The organism is Streptomyces viridifaciens (assembly GCF_001888885.2).
GTDB classification, from domain to species: Bacteria; Actinomycetota; Actinomycetes; order Streptomycetales; family Streptomycetaceae; genus Kitasatospora; species Kitasatospora aureofaciens.
This window is the reverse complement of sequence record NZ_CP090841.1, coordinates 6,364,598-6,381,715: the sequence shown is the minus strand read 5'-3', so window position 1 is coordinate 6,381,715 and position 17,118 is coordinate 6,364,598. Positions and strand designations below refer to the sequence as shown.

Annotated in this window: 14 protein-coding genes and 1 pseudogene; 7 read left to right on the top strand and 8 right to left on the bottom strand. The window is 69.8% G+C overall.

From position 1 onward, the window contains the following. Positions 1-347: 347 nt before the first annotated feature. Positions 348-1,622, top strand: a complete 1,275-nt coding sequence (locus BOQ63_RS36010) for a PucR family transcriptional regulator (protein WP_072655657.1) — start codon at positions 348-350, stop codon at positions 1,620-1,622. Between the two features lie 101 nt (positions 1,623-1,723). Here BOQ63_RS36010 and BOQ63_RS36005 read toward each other — a convergent pair whose 3' ends face one another. From BOQ63_RS36005 to BOQ63_RS35995, 3 genes are all read right to left on the bottom strand, one after another. After that, complete coding sequence (locus tag BOQ63_RS36005; protein WP_079183895.1) at positions 1,724-2,452, bottom strand: 2OG-Fe(II) oxygenase; 729 nt, start codon at positions 2,450-2,452, stop codon at positions 1,724-1,726. 81 nt (positions 2,453-2,533) lie between these two features. Next, the gene (locus BOQ63_RS36000) at positions 2,534-2,830 is read right to left on the bottom strand and encodes a tail fiber domain-containing protein (RefSeq protein WP_223886134.1); all 297 of its coding nucleotides are present in this window, start codon (positions 2,828-2,830) and stop codon (positions 2,534-2,536) included. An 86-nt stretch (positions 2,831-2,916) separates the two neighbouring features. Further along, positions 2,917-3,273 carry a hypothetical protein gene (locus tag BOQ63_RS35995; protein WP_223886133.1) on the bottom strand — a complete coding sequence of 119 codons (357 nt, stop codon included), beginning with the start codon at positions 3,271-3,273 and terminating at the stop codon, positions 2,917-2,919. A gap of 653 nt (positions 3,274-3,926) precedes the next feature. Here BOQ63_RS35995 and BOQ63_RS35990 point away from each other — a divergent pair. The 6 genes and pseudogenes from BOQ63_RS35990 to BOQ63_RS35965 form a co-directional block, all read left to right on the top strand. Next, entirely contained in the window at positions 3,927-4,049 is a 123-nt protein-coding gene (locus tag BOQ63_RS35990) for a hypothetical protein (RefSeq protein ID WP_360466901.1), read from the top strand. Next, positions 4,046-4,417, top strand: a complete 372-nt coding sequence (locus tag BOQ63_RS35985; protein ID WP_030290345.1) for a hypothetical protein — start codon at positions 4,046-4,048, stop codon at positions 4,415-4,417. The genes BOQ63_RS35990 and BOQ63_RS35985 overlap by 4 nt, the downstream gene beginning before the upstream one ends. 105 nt (positions 4,418-4,522) lie before the next feature. Beyond that, positions 4,523-5,131 carry a peptidase inhibitor family I36 protein gene (locus BOQ63_RS35980; protein ID WP_107488582.1) on the top strand — a complete coding sequence of 203 codons (609 nt, stop codon included), beginning with the start codon at positions 4,523-4,525 and terminating at the stop codon, positions 5,129-5,131. After that, positions 5,121-5,408: a hypothetical protein gene (locus tag BOQ63_RS35975; protein ID WP_030290347.1), complete on the top strand. Its 288-nt coding sequence runs from the start codon at positions 5,121-5,123 to the stop codon at positions 5,406-5,408. Before BOQ63_RS35980 ends, BOQ63_RS35975 begins: the two co-directional genes overlap by 11 nt. 1,623 nt (positions 5,409-7,031) lie before the next feature. Beyond that, positions 7,032-7,508: a DUF5994 family protein gene (locus BOQ63_RS35970; protein ID WP_046386302.1), complete on the top strand. Its 477-nt coding sequence runs from the start codon at positions 7,032-7,034 to the stop codon at positions 7,506-7,508. A gap of 262 nt (positions 7,509-7,770) precedes the next feature. Then, positions 7,771-7,945, top strand: a pseudogene (locus BOQ63_RS35965) (PRC-barrel domain-containing protein); the annotation flags it as partial. Between the two features lie 29 nt (positions 7,946-7,974). On the opposite strand, the gene BOQ63_RS35960 reads toward BOQ63_RS35965, so the two are convergent. The 5 genes from BOQ63_RS35960 to BOQ63_RS35940 all read right to left on the bottom strand — a co-directional run bounded on the left by BOQ63_RS35960 (position 7,975) and on the right by BOQ63_RS35940 (position 16,779). Continuing rightward, entirely contained in the window at positions 7,975-8,421 is a 447-nt protein-coding gene (locus tag BOQ63_RS35960; RefSeq protein ID WP_046386301.1) for an ATP-binding protein, read from the bottom strand. A gap of 119 nt (positions 8,422-8,540) precedes the next feature. Continuing rightward, positions 8,541-8,939, bottom strand: a complete 399-nt coding sequence (locus BOQ63_RS35955) for an STAS domain-containing protein (protein ID WP_051747311.1) — start codon at positions 8,937-8,939, stop codon at positions 8,541-8,543. A gap of 111 nt (positions 8,940-9,050) precedes the next feature. Next, positions 9,051-9,929: a SigB/SigF/SigG family RNA polymerase sigma factor gene (locus BOQ63_RS35950; protein WP_078867717.1), complete on the bottom strand. Its 879-nt coding sequence runs from the start codon at positions 9,927-9,929 to the stop codon at positions 9,051-9,053. A 107-nt stretch (positions 9,930-10,036) separates the two neighbouring features. After that, positions 10,037-12,478 (bottom strand): SpoIIE family protein phosphatase, encoded by a 2,442-nt coding sequence (locus BOQ63_RS35945; protein ID WP_051747312.1) that lies wholly within the window; start codon positions 12,476-12,478, stop codon positions 10,037-10,039. Continuing rightward, entirely contained in the window at positions 12,475-16,779 is a 4,305-nt protein-coding gene (locus tag BOQ63_RS35940; protein WP_150476239.1) for a HAMP domain-containing protein, read from the bottom strand. The genes BOQ63_RS35945 and BOQ63_RS35940 overlap by 4 nt, the downstream gene beginning before the upstream one ends. Positions 16,780-17,118 lie beyond the last annotated feature (339 nt).

Here is a 17,118-nt window from a genome sequence, read left to right as displayed (position 1 = left end):
CCCCGCGGCTGCAGCGGCGACGCTCGAACTTCAGCGCCGTGCAGCGACGTTCTCGGGTACCCGGGCGCGCGGTCGGAAGGTGCTCCGCATGAGGACGGGCGGGCGTGACCGACCGCCAGGCGAGGCAAAACGTCGGCGCACCGAAGGACGGTTAGCGAGCTTGCGCGCCCCGCGGCGTACCCGGCGAGGGAGAGAACCCATGCCATCCCCATCGGCTCGTTCCAGCATTCATGACCCATCACGACCGTGCGGGACGAAGATCCGATCGCCCGCGCTTCACTGTCGCCCCCCCCGAGGGGCCAGGGCAATCGGCGGGGAGGACACTCACGACGGCATATCGTTGTGACGTGTCACAACGAAGCGGGTCGCCACATGAGGCACCGGAGTCCGGCGAGGACATACGCGAGCAGGCGGTCCGACTGGTCGCCCGCCTCGAACCCCGGATCAACCAGCTGGCCAGGCTGGTCGTCGAGCGCCAGCGGGCCCAGGTCCCCGGCTTCGACCGACTCCCCGACGATCTGCAGGACCTGGAGGCCGCCTCGACCGCCCGCCAGGCGATCCGCGACTTCCTGCGCTGCACGCAGGGCCTCGCCGACGCCGAAGCCGAGGTGTTCCGGGAGCGCGCCGCCCAGCGTGCCGCAGAAGGCGTCCCCCTGATCGGGCTGATCAGGTCGTACCACGTCGGTGCCGAGGTACTGACCGACGCGCTCTGCGCCGCCGCCCGCTCCGGAGAGGACGCCGCCCTTCTCTGGCTCGTCCGCCGGCACTTCAGGGGCGTCAACGCCATGGTCGAGCAGGTCACCGAGGCGTACCTGCTGGGGGCGGCCGACCAGCAGGCGGCTGGACGCGAACTGGCCGCGGCACTGATCCGCGGTGACGCGCCACAAGAGGTGGCCGCCCGGTACGGTCTGCCTCTCGAACCCGGCTACCTCGTGCTCAGCGTCCGCTCCCCCACACCTCAGGAGCCGGTGGCCGCACGACGACTGCTCCACCAGGTCCTGGGCCGGCTCGCGCCCACCGCGGCAGGCCGAGCGCTCAGCCTGCCGGACGAACAAGGCGGCCACATCCTGCTCCCCCTCGGCACACCCCACGCCGACCTCGTCCGACACCTGTCCACCGGCCTGCCCCGCCCGGCGATCGCCGGGGCCGCCCTCGCGGCCACCCCCCAGGACGTCCCCGCCGCCGCCGAACAGGCCCGCCGGATCGCCGCCATCGCCCGCACACCCGGCGTGCACCGACTCCAGGACGTGCTACTCGACTACCATCTAGCCGGATCCAAGGACAGCGCCGCCGAGCTGTCCGCACTCCTCGACCCCCTGGACCGCCACGCCGGCCTGGTCGAGACCGTCGCCGCGTTCCTCGACTGCGACCTCGACCGGCGCCGCACGGCCCAAGCGCTCAACGTCCACCCCAACACCGTCGACAACCGCCTCGCCCGCGCCGCCCAACTGACCGGCCTGGACCCACACACCACCCACGGCGTGCAGCATTTCGGCGCTGCCCTGACCCTGCGCCGACTCGCTGAAGGCTCGACAACCGGCCGCATACCTGGCTCAGCCGTTGAGACGAACTGGCCAGATGGAGGTCAGGGCATGCTGCCCTGGGGGCCGGCTGGTGGGTGATCACCTCTCGGTGGCGAGGTCGGAGACCGGTTGCCCCCGCCTCGAACGAGCCCGAATGACGGGGACGCATCCTTGTCGGTCAGCGTCGAGGGCGACGAGTCTCACCGGTTCACGTCATTCCCGCGGTTCGCGGGGTCAGGGCTGCACAGCCAGCCATTGATGGCGAAACGGCTGTCCGCGTACTGCTTGCTCGGGCAGCTGACCGGACGTACCTCGTGCCAGGCGGCGGGGCGGAAGAACACGATGCTGTCGTGCTCGGGCTCCCAGTCCCGCCAGGTGCGCTCCTTCCACTCTCCAGTTGTCTCGATGTGCAGCGGCAGGGCGGCGTCGAGCACTCGCAGCTCACCCCCGCCGAAAGGCCGGGGTTTGCGATGCAGGTAGTAGACGAACGTGAGCAGGCGCCGGGGAGCGTACTCGGCGCTGGTGTCCTGGTGCGACCGGTAGAAGTCGCCGTCGTTGTGGACGTTGAGGCTGTAGCTGGGTTCGGTGTACTGGCAGGAGACTCCCAGCGTGTGCTCGACCGCCTCCAGCACCTCGTCGATGGCTGCCAGCAACTCGGGCGCGGCGAAGTCCTGGCGCGAGCGGGACCGGCGAATGTCCGGGACCACCTGCTGGTCTTTAATCATGGAGGGCTGCAACGCGTCGCCGGCGGAAGCGATGGCGCGTTCCAGTAAGGCGCCGGCCGTCCGCTCGCCCAGGAACTGAGTGATGCGACAGACCGTCACCGGAAGCCGCCAGATCGCGTCGGTACACACCGCCGACCGCTGATCCTTCGCCTCGGATGATCCCGTCACAGTGTCGTGTCGTGCCGAGGTGTCCTGTCTTGTCATGGTGTCCCGCCTTCTCGGTCGCGACGAGTGTTCCGCAGGGGCCGACTTCTCCAAGTCCTCCCGGGGAGCGGGCGGCGACCGTCACGCGGCCTCGGGCGTGTTCATGCTCGCGGCTTCTCGCAGACGATCCACTTCGGCCGTGAGTTCTTCCACGCGGCGGTGCAGCGCCTGGACACACACCAGGGCGACGCCGAGGCCGTCGACGACGGAGATGGTGGTGTCGTCCCGGTTGAAGCCGAAGGCGGCGTGCCAGTCCTGGGCCATCGGCCCGAGATGGCGCACGTCTTCGGGCTCCCAGAAATAGCGCCAGGTACTGACGGGCAGCGCGGCCACCGTCTCCAGGACCGCGTAGCCGTTTACCGCACCGACCGGGGCCACAGCGCCACTCTCCCGCGCGCCGGCCGAACGACGGGCCGGGACACTTTGATCACCCGCCCGGGAGCGTCGGCGGAAGACCCGCATCCTCACCGACTCCAGTCGACCGGGACCACGTCCTGCTTGAGCCCGCGGTCACTGCAGATCTGGCACGGGGAGTTCGGGACACCGGGGCCCTGGTCGGTGCCGACGGTGATCGCTCCGTGGGCCCCGACCGGGGCGTGGACGCCGTCGCCGACCAACGCGGCCTCGTAGCCGCCCAGCAACTCCTGAAGGGTTCCGGGACCCAGGTCCTCCGGAGCGGTGATCGCGGCGATTCCGGTGTCGTCCGTGTACGCCATTCCCAGCGTCCGGCCGCCCATGGTGGCGAACACGATCTTCGCACCGCGGATGGGCTCCCCGGTCACCGCGTCGGACGCCGCCGCGTTGATGTTCTCCAGTTGCATCTGGGTGACATTCAAGGTGGCCTGGCTGGCCGTGAGCCTGGTCGGCTTCAGGCTGGGGCATTGCGCCCCGCTGCTGCACGACGTGGCCGACGGGGTGGTCGCAGACGCGGTAACACCGCTCCCCGCGCCCAGCGACGCCAAAGCCGCGGCCATCACCGCGACGGTCTTACGACCTACAGAACTCATGTCCACTCCCATGGGAACTACCCGAGCGTGATCCGCACCAGCGCATGACGGCCAAGACGGCCTGGGCACGTGCAGCACGCGACGGGGTGCCGTCCTCCTTCGGACGACGCAACCGAGCGTAACCACGCCCACCTGGCCCAACCAGCCGACAAGCACGAGTTCGCACCATCTGATGAACCGCCAGCAGGACGGTGACGAAAGCGATCGACGCACACAAACCAATGAGCGAACGCCGAAGAACGCGCCGCAACCGACCCACCGCCGCACAACCGGGTGGGAGTGCCCACCCCCAAGGAGAGCGGGCCGGGCCCGACAGCACACAGGGCATGATTACGCAGTGTTTGCAAATTGGTTCTCTGGGTAGTGGCGTGAGAGAGTCGGCCGCGATCATGCGCGGCCGACGACGACCGGCTGGAGAACTCGTGGCGTACCCAAGGGACTTGCCCCCGGTCGGCTTGGAATCCACGATGCGCGCCTCCGCGGTCAACGCAGCGCTGAAGATCGGCGATCTGGGAACCGTCACCTTGGACCTGACGGGCTGGTGCGAGGTCCGAGTTGAGGCCGACCTCGGGGCGGGCTGGGCGGCGTGAGGGTCAGGGTCATCGGTTTCGGGGTGACGGCCGACACCTCCGACGTCGGCGGGGTCACCATCGCCCAGTCCAACAACGACACCGCGCCGTTGAGCCTGCTGGAGGCCGTCTCGGATCGGACCTTGCGCACCACCCCGTTCCTGGACTGGACGATGTCGATCGAGGAGCCCCCGGGCGGCGGCGGGAGGCTGGAGTTGTCCAACACCCAGACGGTCGCCCTGGTCAACGACCATCTCACCCTCTTCCCGCCGCAAGGCGATGTCTACCAGCTCCAGCAGCCCGTCGACCACACGCCGGCCGGCGGCCCGGCCGGCCAGGTCGTCGCCACGCTGCTGCAGTTCCCCGTCACCCTCACCCAGAGCACCTGACCGGCACCCCCGCGGGCCGAGACCGCCACGGGCAGCCCCCGACCCGCGGTGCGCTGTCGCCATCAGCACGACATCCCATACCTCGTCAGCAGGAAGGCAGACACAATGAGCGACGAACAGGCCCAGCTGATTTACGGCCAGGGACAAGAGGCGTGCCCCGACGGGACCTTCTGCCTCTACCGCGCCACCAACTTCAACATCGGCCAGACCCCCGGGGTCGGCGACAAGATCCTGGCCATTCCGCTGGGCACGTACGTCAACGACTTCTCCGTCTACGGCTTCGACCACAGCGGTGACGGGGTGAGCAGCGTCGTCAACAACACCGACGCGGACAACGCGCTCTTCTCGGCCGCCGACCAGCGGGGGCACTCGCTACCGGTGGACCGCAGGTCCTCGATCGCGAACCTGGCGCGGATCGCCATGGCCGACAGCCCGAACGGCAGTTGGAACGACCAGGCCCAGTCAGCGCTCGCGGCCCCCTTCCTGGGGAACCTGGTCGTCGAGCACAAGCCTGAACGCCCAGCACCTCGGCTAAGGAGTGCCCGGACGGGAATGGAGGTCAGCCGTCCTGCTGACCTCGCCCCCGTCCGGCGGCCACGATCGGACGCTGCCGCCTGCCGGCTGGCCTCCGACTTTCCGGTCAGACGCTCATCGCCTCGACCAAGGGGAATCCATGGAACTCCACGACATCACACCCACCCAAATGCCCGCTGAGTCCGGCCAGCCACCGACCGCGGTCAAGGTACGGGAGGTACCCGCCGCCATCGAGGCGCGCGAAGCCCTCCTTGCCGCAATCGCCCAAGAGGCCCGCACCGTGGTTGACAAGCAGCCCGGGCAGGCATCCAGCGCGCTGGTCGAACTCGCCCAGGCATACAACCTGCTGGCCACCACCTCGGTGCCGGTGACCACCGACGGCACCAGCGCCCTGACACCCGTGCAGAGCAGGGCCGGCGGCCACCAGGTCGGGATGTGCCTGGAACTCGAACCGTAGAGTCACCCCAGAGGAACGGGCCGCCCAACCAAGCCGAGCGCTGCTATGGCAACGCCGTACGGTCCGTTGCCGACCCGACGCCCTCTGGGGGCGGTGTACACCGCACAAACCTGATATCCCTACACGCCGCCACGCTGCTGCCGCTGACCAGCGGCAGCACGCCACAGATCACGAACTACGCTGCCGGTCCGGGGCTGCAGTCTGAGTAGAGCGGGAAAGCTCAGCCTCTGAGGCGTCAAGGGTTGCGGCAGTCTTCGCCGGGTCCGTGAGGGCCTGGCGAGGAAGGGAACGCGGGGATCGGCTGCAACGGTGGTGGCGCAGCCAACACCCGAGAAGCCCCACAGGCATGTCGGCAGGTTCGAACTCCTCCTCTAGCGATCGTCCGCGGGCCATCCGATGGTCCGAAAGACGGCGACGGGTCCACGCAGTCCCGCCGGTGCCTCACTGCAGCCCTTGACAGTGATCACGGACGCGACGTCAACCACGCTGTTGCGCGCTGAAAGGAGACGCTGGCCCAGTTCTTGCTGTTCTCCGAGGACTGGCTCAGCGCTCAATGACTACAGGCGACGTACCCGAGATCGCTGACACGCCCTCAGCCAAGGAGTTGGATGGAGTGCCGAGGGTGGGGTCCCAGGGGTCGGTGCGGTGTCTGATGGAGGTGACGCCGTGTTCGTCGTGGAGGTGTTCAGGGATGGCGTACCGCATGACCCGGCCGCGGGTGAGGGAGCTGATGAGCGCTGCCCGCGGGGCCCGGTCACGGAGCACCAAACGGGATGAAGTAGAAGTCCGCCGGCCGCGCCGTCGTCCTCGGCCTGTGCGTCCTTCCCGATCCGTGTTTCGAAGTCGGCCAGGTTCTCCACGCCCTTGATCGCGAACCGCACGCCGGTAAAGGCGGTCCTCCACCGAACCATGACACGCGGCCCCGCCGCAGAAAAAGGCCGTTCCCCGCATCGCTGCGGGGAACGGCCTTCCGGCCTGCATAAGCGTAACGCCGACCGGGGCAGCAGGATCTGAATCTGTACCCCTTCCCCCCATTCACTCTGTGATCTTTCCCGCCGAAAAGGCGGACAATTTTTCGATCACGAGTCGCAGAGCCAGGGATCCTGCCTCAGTGATCTGCATATTCGCCTCCTCGCGATCGTCCTACCGGTAACTTCTCCCGGCACTTTCGAGGATACTCCTTACTGCAAGAATTCGAGCCCACCATGCACATTAATATTTGAAAATTCCGCCGCGTGGAGTTAGCCCAGAAATTCCACCCGAGAGATTTCCTGCGCCTCACCCCACAGTCGCGGGATCCCCCCTGGCCGAGGTGTCGCGAAGTGCCGGTGAGTCGTACGCCGATCCGCGTGGAACCAGCCAGGCGGCGAAGTCGGCCCGACGGAGAGGACCGCTACGGGCAAACCGGGGTGCGTGGCGGAGTTCGAGACGAAGGTCGACCAGCGGCGACCCATCGACCACCCCTGCTCACCCCGCCCATCGACCACCCCTGCTCACCCCGGAGGGCGGGGCTGCGGCCGGAGTACGGTGGAAGAGCGCACCGTCCACGAGCTGCAGACTTCTTCGGCGCCCTGGCGGTAGCACGTGGCCGTCGACGAACGAGCCCGAGGCAGGTGTCTCGACATGACCGCGACCCCCGATCCCGCCGCCACCCAGCCACCTGGGCCAGGGCCGACGGTCCGCCTGTCACTGACACCCGAGGGCGCCACGCGCGGCCGGCTGGACGGAGCATGGTGGCCGCGCTCGCACGATCTCCTGCGCGAGCTGCCCCCGCTGGCGGCAGCACTGGACCCCACGTGGGGGAAGGTCACCCGTGTCACCGTGAATCCGACGCACTGGCCGGTCATCCCCCGACGCGTCCAGGTCGCAGGCCACGTCATCCACGTCGGGTGGTTCGAACAGGAGCAGGACGCGGACGAGGTGATCGTGTGCTCCTTCACCCCTCTGCGCCTGGAGCTCCTGGTGATTCCCCCCGAGGCCGAAGCCTCCGCCGCCGAGTGGCTGATGACAGCGGCGTCCGACCCGGCCAACACGCGCACCGGCACCGACCTCCTGACAGCCGCGGGCGCGCCGACCGCAGACCCGCGGGCAGACGGGTGACGCCGTTCACCAGCGGACACACCACACCGACCATCGTCGGCCCCGGCCCTCCGCCCCCGGCCGACTGCGGGCTGCTCCGGCTACTTGCGTGACCACTCGGTCCCGGCCTGGGGCTCGCCGACCGTGTGCTGCCCCTCCCAGACCCGGACCCTGATCGCCGACCGGTGGCCGTACCGGGTCGCCCTGCCGGCACACCGGGCAGATGGCGGCGGCACACGTCGGAGGGAGAATGGGAAGTGCCCACCGACATCGGAGGTTGCCGATGTTCGAAGCGGCCGACATCCGGGAATGGCGCGGCCCTCGACGCGGTGGATGCCGACCGCCACAAGATCGGCACGCTGGAACCCGTCTACGTCGACACCGCGACGGATCGGCCGGCGTTCGCCATCGTCACGGTCGGGCTGCCCACACGCCTCCGCCTGGTCTTTGTTCCTCTCGCCGATGGTCGGCGTGTCCGACGGCGGGCCTACCTGTCGAACTCGGCCCAGACGGTTTTGCCGTGGCGGTGGGGCGCGGTGCCCCAGCGGTCGGAGGTCTGCTGGACGATGAAGAGTCCGTGTCCTCCGGGCAGGCCGGGGTGGCGGGGCCGGCGCGGTGCGGGCAGTGCCGGTGAGCGGTCGCTGACTTCGATGCGCAGGCGGGCCGCCGAGGCGTGCAGGACCAGTTCGAGGGGGCCGTCGGCGTGGACCGCGGCGTTGGCAACGAGTTCGGTGACCAGCAGGACGATGTCGCTCGCGCGGTTCGGGTCGGGCCAGGACCAGTGGGCGAGGGCTGCGGCGGTGAAGGTCCGGGCGTGGGCGACCGGCCTGGGCAGACCGGTCAGTGGCAGGCGCCGCCGCTGACCGTCGATCGGCAGAGCGGCCGCGTCAGAGACCACCGGCGTGTCGCCGAGGAGTTCCCGGCTGGGGTTCATGAGCGGCTGTCCCTTCGACTCGACGCTCTTCCTGACCGGGTGCCCTGCCGTGGCCGGAGCATGCGGGGGTCATTCGATGCGATGACCGGACGGCCGGCCCGCCCGGATGGAGGCTGGTGTCACCGGGGCGCCGAGAGCGCCTCGTCAACAGAAGTATGGAGGGAGAAGACGCTGTTGGCTCCCGTGATGTCCAACAATCTCATGATCGCATGTGATGGTGCGGCAAGACGGAACGGGATGCCGGCCGTGGACGCGTTCATGCGGGTCTTCAGCAGCAGGTTCAGGCCGGAGGAGTCGCAGAAGCCCACGTGCTCGAGGTCGGCCACCAGCAGCGTGGGGCGCGACACGGTTGCTCCTTCCAGCGCCGTCCTGGCCTCGGTGAGGGTTTCGACGTCGAGGTCGCCTGTCAGACTGCACACGGCGGCCCCGTCCGCGGTGCGCCGCACCTGGACTGTCAGGCCGGTCGCAGTGGTTGGCGCCGACGGCGAAGCAACAGTCGTTTCCTGGGCTGGCATCATCGTCCCCTCCACCGGTTCTCTTCAACTGACCATATGCACGGCCGCCCGGCGAACCAAATCGCCGTTGTACGGCGTGCGTCGCGCGCGGGTGCCTTCTCGCTTCGGTACCGCTCACGCGGCATTCAGGCCGTCCCGCAGTTTCTTCAGGGTACGGGTGAGCAGTCGGGAGACGTGCATCTGGGACAGGCCGAGCCGTGCGCCGATCTGTGACTGGGTCAGTTCGTCGGTGAAGCGCAGGGAGAGGATGAGCTGTTCGCGCGTGGAAAGTCGGGCGATGAGGGGTTTGAGTGCCACGAGGTTCTCGGTGAGGTCGATCGCGGCATCCTCCTGGCCGAGGCGGTCGGCGAGGGGGCTGCCGCTCTCGTCGTCATCGGCGCTGCCGAAGTCGAGGGATCCCGTGGTGCGCGCGTTGGCGGCCGTGAGGCCCTCGATCACCTCCTCCTCGGACAGGCGGAGGTGACCGGCGAGTTCGGCGACGGTCGGTGCACGGTCGAGCCGTGTCGTGAGGTCGTCCTGGGCCTTGGCGAGGGCGATGCGAAGTTCCTGGAGCCGGCGGGGGACGTGGACCGCCCAGGTGGTGTCGCGGAAGTGGCGGCGGATCTCGCCCAGGACGGTCGGGATGGCGAAGGTGGAGAACTCCACGTCACGGTCGGGATCGAACCGGTCGATCGCCTTGATCAGGCCGACGGCACCGACTTGGAGCAGGTCCTCCTGGGGCTCGCGCTGAGCGTCGAAGCGTCGGATCACGTAGCGGACGAGGGACAGGTTGAGCTCGATCAGGGTCGAGCGGACGTAGGAGTACTCGCGGGTGCCCTCTTCGAGGGCCGCGAGCCGCCTCAGCAGCATCCGCGTGAGTTCCCGCGCGTCCGAGGGCGCGACGTCGCGGGGGCTGTCCACGCCGGCCAGTTCCGGCGCGACGTGGCGGCGGATGGCGTTCGTGGTGTCGGCCGGCCGGGCGGCCGGCGCGGGTGCTTCGGTTCGCGTCGTCATCGGTGTTCCTCTCCGAGCCGGGGCAGGCCCGTTCCCGTCTGCCCCCGACCGCCGTTGTCATGCGCGCACGCCGCGTGAAGGTCTTGCGGAGTTCTGGGGAGCACGGCTCATTCGGCTTCGCCGGTGGGGCCTTCGTCCACGCAGATGCCGATCAGGCAGGTGTCGTCGTCGGTGTCCGCAGGGCTGTAGCGCAGCAGGTGGTCCAGCGTGGCGTCCAGGGCCGCGTGGGCGCTCTGGGCGGGGCGGCTCGCCTTCTCCGTCAGGGCGACGAGGGTTTCCAGGGACGCATGTACGGACTGGTCGCGTCGTTCGATGAGACCGTCGGTGAACATGACCAGGGTGTCGCCCACGTCGAGCTGGGTCTCGTGCTCCTCGTAGTCGGCGTGGTCGAGCGCACCGAGCAGGATGCCACCGATCTGGGGGAGGGTCTCCGCGCGGCCCTTGCGCAGCAGGACGGGCGGCGGGTGGCCGGCGCGGGCCCAGCGCAGCCGGCGGGTGACCGGTTCGTAGAGCCCGCAGACGGCGGTGGCGGTGACGTTGTCGGTGAGGTGGTGGGTGACGCTGTTGAGCCAGCTGAGCAGTTGTGCCGGGCCGGCGCCGGTGGCGGCCAGGCCGCGCAGGGCGTTGCGCAGGGCGACCATGCCGGTGGCGGCGTCGATGCCGTGTCCGGCGACGTCGCCGACGCACAGCAGAACGTTGCCGGAGGGCAGGGTGAGGGCGTCGTACCAGTCGCCGCCGACGAGGTGGTCCTTCTCGGCGGGGCGGTAGCGGACGGCGACGTGGAGGTCCGGCAGGTCGAGCGGGCCGCGGGTGGGCGGCATGATGGCGTGCTGGAGCTGGAGGGTGAGGCGGCTGCGTTCGGCGGCCTGCTGTTCGCTGTGGGCGAGTTGGTCGCGGGTGGCGGCGAGTGCGACCTCGGTCCAGTGCTGGGCGGAGACGTCCTGGTAGGCGCCGCGGACGATGCGCACACCCCGGTCGGGGTCGTGGACGGGTTCGGCCACGACCCGGATGTGGCGGGTGACGCCGTCGGGGCGTTGGAGGCGGAAGGCGGTGGAGGCGGGGCGCTGGTGGTGCAGGAGGGTGCGCAGGAAGCGGTCGATCGTGTCGCGGTCGTCGGGGTGGGCGTGCTCGCCCAGGTGTTCCAGGGGGATCGGCTGGGCGGTGGGCGGCAGTCCGTACAGTTCGAACAGGGTGTCGTTCCAGGCGATGTGGCGGTCGCGGAGGTTCTCCTCGAAGCCGCCGATGCGGCCCAGGCGCTGCGCGTGCTGGAGGAGACGGGCGACGGGGGTGGTGCCGTCCTCGAGCCGCCAGATGACCAGCACGTGGTGGCCGTGGCGGCTGATGCTGACCTGTCCGTGGGTGTGCAGGGGCACCCCGTCGACCATGGCGGCCAGGCGCATGCGCTGGGTGCGGAAGGGCTCGCCGGTGGCGTAGACGTGCTCGACCTTTACTGCCAGGCCGCCCGGCTCGGCCGCGAGGGGATAGGCCTCCAGCAGTCGTGCGCCGAGAACCGTGTTGGTGGGCCTGCCGGCGAAGTCCACGAAGGCGGGGTTGACGTCGCGTACGACGAATTCGAGAGGTACCTCGGTACTGTCCGGTGCCAGGCACAGGATCAGGCAGGGGTCGAGGACGCCCGCGGTCAGTCTGCGCAGGGCGTCGAACTCCGTGTCGGCCGCGCCGGCGTCCGCTTCGTCGTCGGTCCAGGTCTCCAGTGTCGCGGCGGCCAGCTCCGCGAGGGCCTCGACCTGACGTTGCAGGGGCCGGGTCTGCTCGGGCAGCGCGTCGTGCCAGCAGATCTCCAGCACGCCGATCAGTCGGCCGCCGAGCCCGGCCGGTACCGCGAGCCTGCCGCCGGTGAACTCGTGCTGTCCGATGGAGGGCAGCGAAGCGCCGGCGAGCTCGGGGATCGCGGCGGTGGCGCGTTGGTCGAGGGCGTGCCGGGCCGGTGTGAAGACCCCGGGGGGTACGTGCCGCCAGCGCTGGGCCTCGGCCGGGCCGAAGCCGGCACTGCCGCGCAGTGACAGCGACTGGTCGGGGTGGGCCGCCCAGATGGCGACGGCGCCCGCTCCCAGGGGGCGCAGGGCGTGTTCGAGCATCGAACGGGCCGCGGCCTCGGTGTCGGGTGCGGCGATGGCGTGTGCCTGCGCGGTGCGAAGGCGCAAGGCGACCGGGTCCGTGCCGTCGGCGGAGGAGGCGACGAAGGTACGGGCCACGGCGGAGATCCGGTCCGATGCGGCCTGGTTGAGAAGGTCGGCGGCGAAGTCGAGGACCGGGACGCCGGCCTGCTCGGACAGAGAGGCCAGTTGGACGGACGCCTCGGTGGGACCGCACTGCAGGCGCTCGACGAGCATGCCCACGGCGAGCTCGATCAGGGAACGGCCGGCCGCGTCGGAGTGGGCCTGGGCGAGTTCCTCCCGCAGGCGCTCCACGGTTGCGGCCAGCCGGCTCAAGCCCGGGTCGCGGACGCTGCCGTCACGTTGCGGTACTACCTGCACGGCTGCGGGTGCGGCACTGCCGCCGGCCGGGACGGAGTCGAGGGGGCGGTTCATGCGTTCTCCTGCGCGCTGCTCGCGGCGCTGTTGGTGGCCTGCGCGGGGAGGTGGCTCTTGATGCGGACGATCAGCTCGTCGGCGTCGACGGGCTTGGTGACGTAGTCGCTGGCCCCGGAGGCCAGGCTCTTCTCCCGGTCGCCGATCATCGCCTTGGCGGTGACGGCGATGATCGGCAGTCCCTCGTGCTCGGGCATGGCGCGGATGGCTGCGGTCGCGGTGTAGCCGTCCATCTCGGGCATCATCACGTCCATGAGGATCACGTCGATCCCCGGATGGGCGGCGAGGCACTCGAGCGCGGCACGGCCGTTCTCGGCCTGGAGGACGTGCATGCCGTGCAGTTCCAGGATCCCGGTGATCGCATAGAGGTTGCGGTCGTCGTCGTCGACTACCAGGACGGTCCGGCCGGTCAGCGAGGAGTCGATGTCCGGGCTCCAGTCGGACTCCGTGCGGCGGGCGAGCTGGGGGATGTCGCCGGGGCTGTCGGTGCTCATGTGGAGGGCGATGCGCTCGCGCAGCTCGTCCAGGCTGGAGATGACCTCCACCCTCCCGGCGCCGCCGGGGAGGTCCTCGTCGGCGGCGATGGCGCGGCCGCGGTGCGCGAGGATCGGGACCGCGTGCAGAGCCGGGTCGGCGTGCATTTCCCGGAGCAGCTCCAGGGCGGCGCCGTTGGGCATGTCCAGTTCCAGTACGACGCAGTGGCAGGGCCTGGTGGCCAGGGTGGCCGCCGCCTCCTGGGCGCCGACCGCAGTGATGATCTCCACGCCGTGCTGCGAGGTTCGTGGCAGCTCGGCGATGGCGCTCTCGGCCACCATCCGCAGCAGGCCGTTCGGACGGCCTTCCACGACCAGCAGGCGCCGCGGCTGCCCGTCGGTGGGAGCACTCGGCGCGTGCGCCGTCTCGGCGGCCGGCGGGGCGTCGCCGTCCTCCAGGAGCTCGGGGGCCGACATTGCGGTGCCGGTGGCGGTGGTGTCGGGGTGTTCGGCCGGGAGGTAGAGGGTGAAGGTGCTGCCGCGCCCCGGTGTGCTCTCCACGGTGATCGCGCCGCCGAGCAGGAAGGCGATCTCACGGCTGATGGACAGCCCGAGGCCGGTGCCGCCGTACTTGCGGCTGGTGGTGCCGTCGGCCTGCTGGAAGGCGCCGAAGACGGTCTCCAGGTGCTGGGGCGCGATCCCGATGCCGGTGTCGGTCACCCGGAAGGCGAGCACCGGGCCGCCGCGCCGCACGCCGTCGGGCAGTTCCGCGTCGGCGGCGGGCTCAATGCGCAGCTCGACCCTGCCCTGTTCGGTGAACTTGACGGCGTTGGACAGCAGGTTGCGCAGCACCTGGCGCAAGCGGTAGTCGTCGGTGAGGAGTTCGCCCGGGACCCCCGCGGCCGTGTGCACGGCGAAGGCGAGGTTCTTCTGCCCGGTCAGCGGGCGGAAGGTGGCCTCGACGTAGTCCAGCAGCGCGCGCAGCGGCACCGCGTCGACGTTCAGGTCCATCTTGCCGGCCTCGACCTTGGACAGGTCGAGGATGTCGTTGATGAGCTGGAGCAGGTCGGAGCCGGCGGAGTGGATGATGCCGGCGTACTCGACCTGCTTGGCGGTCAGGTTCCTGGTGGGGTTCTGGGCGAGCAACTGGGCCAGGATGAGCAGGCTGTTGAGCGGCGTGCGCAGCTCGTGGCTCATGTTGGCCAGGAACTCCGACTTGTACTTCGAGGCCAGCGACAGCTGGTGGGCGCGCTCCTCCAGTTCCTGGCGGGCCTGCTCGATCTCCAGGTTCTTGGTCTCGATGTCGCGGTTCTGCGTGGCCAGCAACTCGGCCTTCTCCTCCAACTCGGCGTTGGAGGCCTGCAGTTCCTCCTGCCGGGCCTGCAGTTCCCCGGAGCGGGCCTGGAGTTCGGCGGCCAGCCGCTGGGACTCGCCGAGCAGCTCGTCGGTGCGGGCGTTGGCCACGATGGAGTTGACGTTGACGCCGATGGTCTCCATCAGCTGGTCCAGGAAGTCCCGGTGGACCTGGGTGAACGGCTGGACGGAGGCCAGTTCGATGACGCCGAGGACCTGGTCCTCGACGACGATCGGCAGCACCACCAGGGACAGCGACCCTGCTCGCAGCAGACCGGAGGAGGCGACGAGGTACTCGGCCGGGATGGTGTCGACGCTGATGGTCCGGCGACTGCGCGCGGCCTGGCCGACGAAGGACTCGCCCAGGCGGAAGCGGGTGGGGCGCTCGCCGTCAGGGAAGGCGTAGGAGCCGACGAGTTGCAGGACGGTGCCGTCGGGGCCCTCTTCTGCGAGGTAGAACGCGCCGCACTGCGCTTCGACCAGCGGGGCGAGTTCGTCCATGACGGACTCCGCGACGACCGCGAGGTCGCGCCGGCCCTGCATCAGTGCGGAGAAGCGGGCGAGGTTGGTCTTCAGCCAGTCCTGTTCCTCGTTGGCGCGGGTCGTCTCGCGCAGCGACTCCACCATGAAGTTGACGTTGTCCTTGAGGTCGGCGACCTCGCCGGAGGCGTCCACGGTGATCGAGCGTGTCAGGTCGCCGGCCGCGACGGCGCTGGTGACCTCGGCGATCGCCCGGACCTGCCGGGTCAGGTTGCCGGCCAGCTCGTTGACGTTCTCGGTCAGCCGCTTCCAGGTGCCGGAGACGCCCTCGACCTCGGCCTGGCCGCCGAGCCGCCCCTCGGTGCCGACCTCGCGCGCCACCCGGGTCACCTCGGCGGCGAACGCGGAGAGCTGGTCGACCATGGTGTTGATGGTCGTCTTCAGTTCGAGGATCTCCCCGCGCGCGTCCACGTCGATCTTGCGCGTCAGGTCCCCGTTGGCCACCGCGGTGGTGACCTGGGCGATGTTGCGCACCTGGCTGGTCAGGTTGTGCGCCATGAAGTTGACGCTGTCGGTCAGGTCCTTCCAGGTGCCCGCCACGTTCGGCACCCGGGCTTGACCGCCCAGCGTTCCCTCGGTGCCGACCTCGCGCGCCACCCGGGTCACCTCGTCCGCGAACGCGGAGAGGGTGTCGACCATGGTGTTGATCACACCGGCGAGCGCCGCGACTTCTCCCTTGGCCTCCACCGTGATCTTCTGTGAGAGGTCACCCCTGGCGACGGCGGTGGCGACCTGGGCGATCGAGCGGACCTGGCCGGTCAGGTTGGACGCCATCACGTTGACGTTGTCCGTCAGGTCCTTCCAGGTACCGGAGACACCCCGCACCGTCGCCTGGCCGCCCAGGTTGCCCTCGGTGCCGACCTCCCGGGCCACCCTGGTGACCTCGTCGGCGAAGGCGGAGAGCTGGTCGACCATCGTGTTGATGGTCTCCTTCAGTTCGAGGATCTCCCCGCGCGCGTCGACGCGGATCTTCTGGGTGAGGTCGCCTTCGGCCACGGCGGTGGTCACCGACGCGATCGAGCGAACCTGCGCGGTGAGGTTGTCGGCCATCACGTTCACCGACTCCGTCAGATCGCGCCACGTGCCCGACACGTCGCGCACGTCCGCCTGGCCACCGAGCCGGCCCTCGGTGCCGACCTCCCGGGCCACCCGGGTCACCTCACCCGCGAACGACGACAGCTGGTCGACCATCGTGTTGATGGTCGTCTTCAGCTCCAGGATCTCGCCCCGGGCGGTCACCGTGATCTTCTGCGACAGGTCACCCCGCGCGACCGCCGTGGCGACCTGGGCGATCGCCCGCACCTGGCCGGTCAGGTTGCCCGCCATGAAGTTCACCGAGTCGGTGAGGTCGCGCCACGTCCCCGACACGCCCTTCACATCGGCCTGGCCGCCGAGGATGCCCTCGGTGCCGACCTCCCGGGCCACCCGGGTCACCTCACCCGCGAACGACGACAGCTGGTCGACCATCGTGTTGACGGTGTTCTTCAGCTCCAGGATCTCCCCGCGCGCATCCACGGTGATCTTCTGCGAGAGGTCTCCCTTGGCCACCGCAGTGGCGACCTGGGCGATGTCGCGGACCTGGGTGGTCAGGTTGCCCGCCATGGCGTTGACGGACTCGGTCAGGTCCTCCCACGTGCCGGACACGCCCGGCACCTGCGCCTGCCCGCCGAGGCGGCCCTCCGTGCCGACCTCCCGCGCGACCCTCGTCACCTCCGAAGTGAAGTGCGACAGCTGGTCGACCATGCCGTTGAACACGGTCGCGATCTCACCCAGCACGCCGTCCGCGTCGCCCGGCAGCTTTGTGCTGAAATCACCGTCCCGCACCGCCGTCAGACCAGCCAGCAACAGACGCAGCTCCGGCTCACCGGCAGGCCCCGCCGCGTGGCTCCCTCCGTCGGCGCGCTGGAAACCCTTCGGTGGTGTCGAGCCAGCCATCGAACATCGCCTCTCTGCCGCACATCCAAGGTCGTCCCCGCCGGCCCTCCCCGGACACCGGGCGAAGACATGGCGGGCACCGCGTACCGGTCGGAGGCTACCGCTAACGGGGTGAGAGCAGAAAGAAAGCATGGTTACTCTCAGTAGCGATGCAGTGTCGAAATACTGCCCCGCCTGTCTGCGGGCAGCCCGCTGCGCCTGCCGGATCCGCAGGACCCTGCCGGTGGTGCGCGTGGGAGTACAGCTCGGCACTGACCGCGGCGGACGCGGGCCGCTCCTCCTCGCTCGGATCAGCGACCGGCCCGGCCTCGGCGGTGTACCAGCGGCGCTGGAGTTCGA

Coding starts and splice junctions, on each gene's coding strand:
- BOQ63_RS36005 (WP_079183895.1), bottom strand. CDS start 2,452: ATGACAAGACAGGACACCTCGGCACGACACGACACTGTGACGGGATCA.
- BOQ63_RS35995 (WP_223886133.1), bottom strand. CDS start 3,273: ATGCAACTGGAGAACATCAACGCGGCGGCGTCCGACGCGGTGACCGGG.
- BOQ63_RS35990 (WP_360466901.1), top strand. CDS start 3,927: ATGCGCGCCTCCGCGGTCAACGCAGCGCTGAAGATCGGCGATCTGGGA.
- BOQ63_RS35980 (WP_107488582.1), top strand. CDS start 4,523: ATGAGCGACGAACAGGCCCAGCTGATTTACGGCCAGGGACAAGAGGCG.
- BOQ63_RS35975 (WP_030290347.1), top strand. CDS start 5,121: ATGCCCGCTGAGTCCGGCCAGCCACCGACCGCGGTCAAGGTACGGGAG.
- BOQ63_RS35970 (WP_046386302.1), top strand. CDS start 7,032: ATGACCGCGACCCCCGATCCCGCCGCCACCCAGCCACCTGGGCCAGGG.
- BOQ63_RS35960 (WP_046386301.1), bottom strand. CDS start 8,421: ATGAACCCCAGCCGGGAACTCCTCGGCGACACGCCGGTGGTCTCTGAC.
- BOQ63_RS35955 (WP_051747311.1), bottom strand. CDS start 8,939: ATGATGCCAGCCCAGGAAACGACTGTTGCTTCGCCGTCGGCGCCAACC.
- BOQ63_RS35950 (WP_078867717.1), bottom strand. CDS start 9,929: ATGACGACGCGAACCGAAGCACCCGCGCCGGCCGCCCGGCCGGCCGAC.
- BOQ63_RS35945 (WP_051747312.1), bottom strand. CDS start 12,478: ATGAACCGCCCCCTCGACTCCGTCCCGGCCGGCGGCAGTGCCGCACCC.
- BOQ63_RS35940 (WP_150476239.1), bottom strand. CDS start 16,779: ATGGCTGGCTCGACACCACCGAAGGGTTTCCAGCGCGCCGACGGAGGG.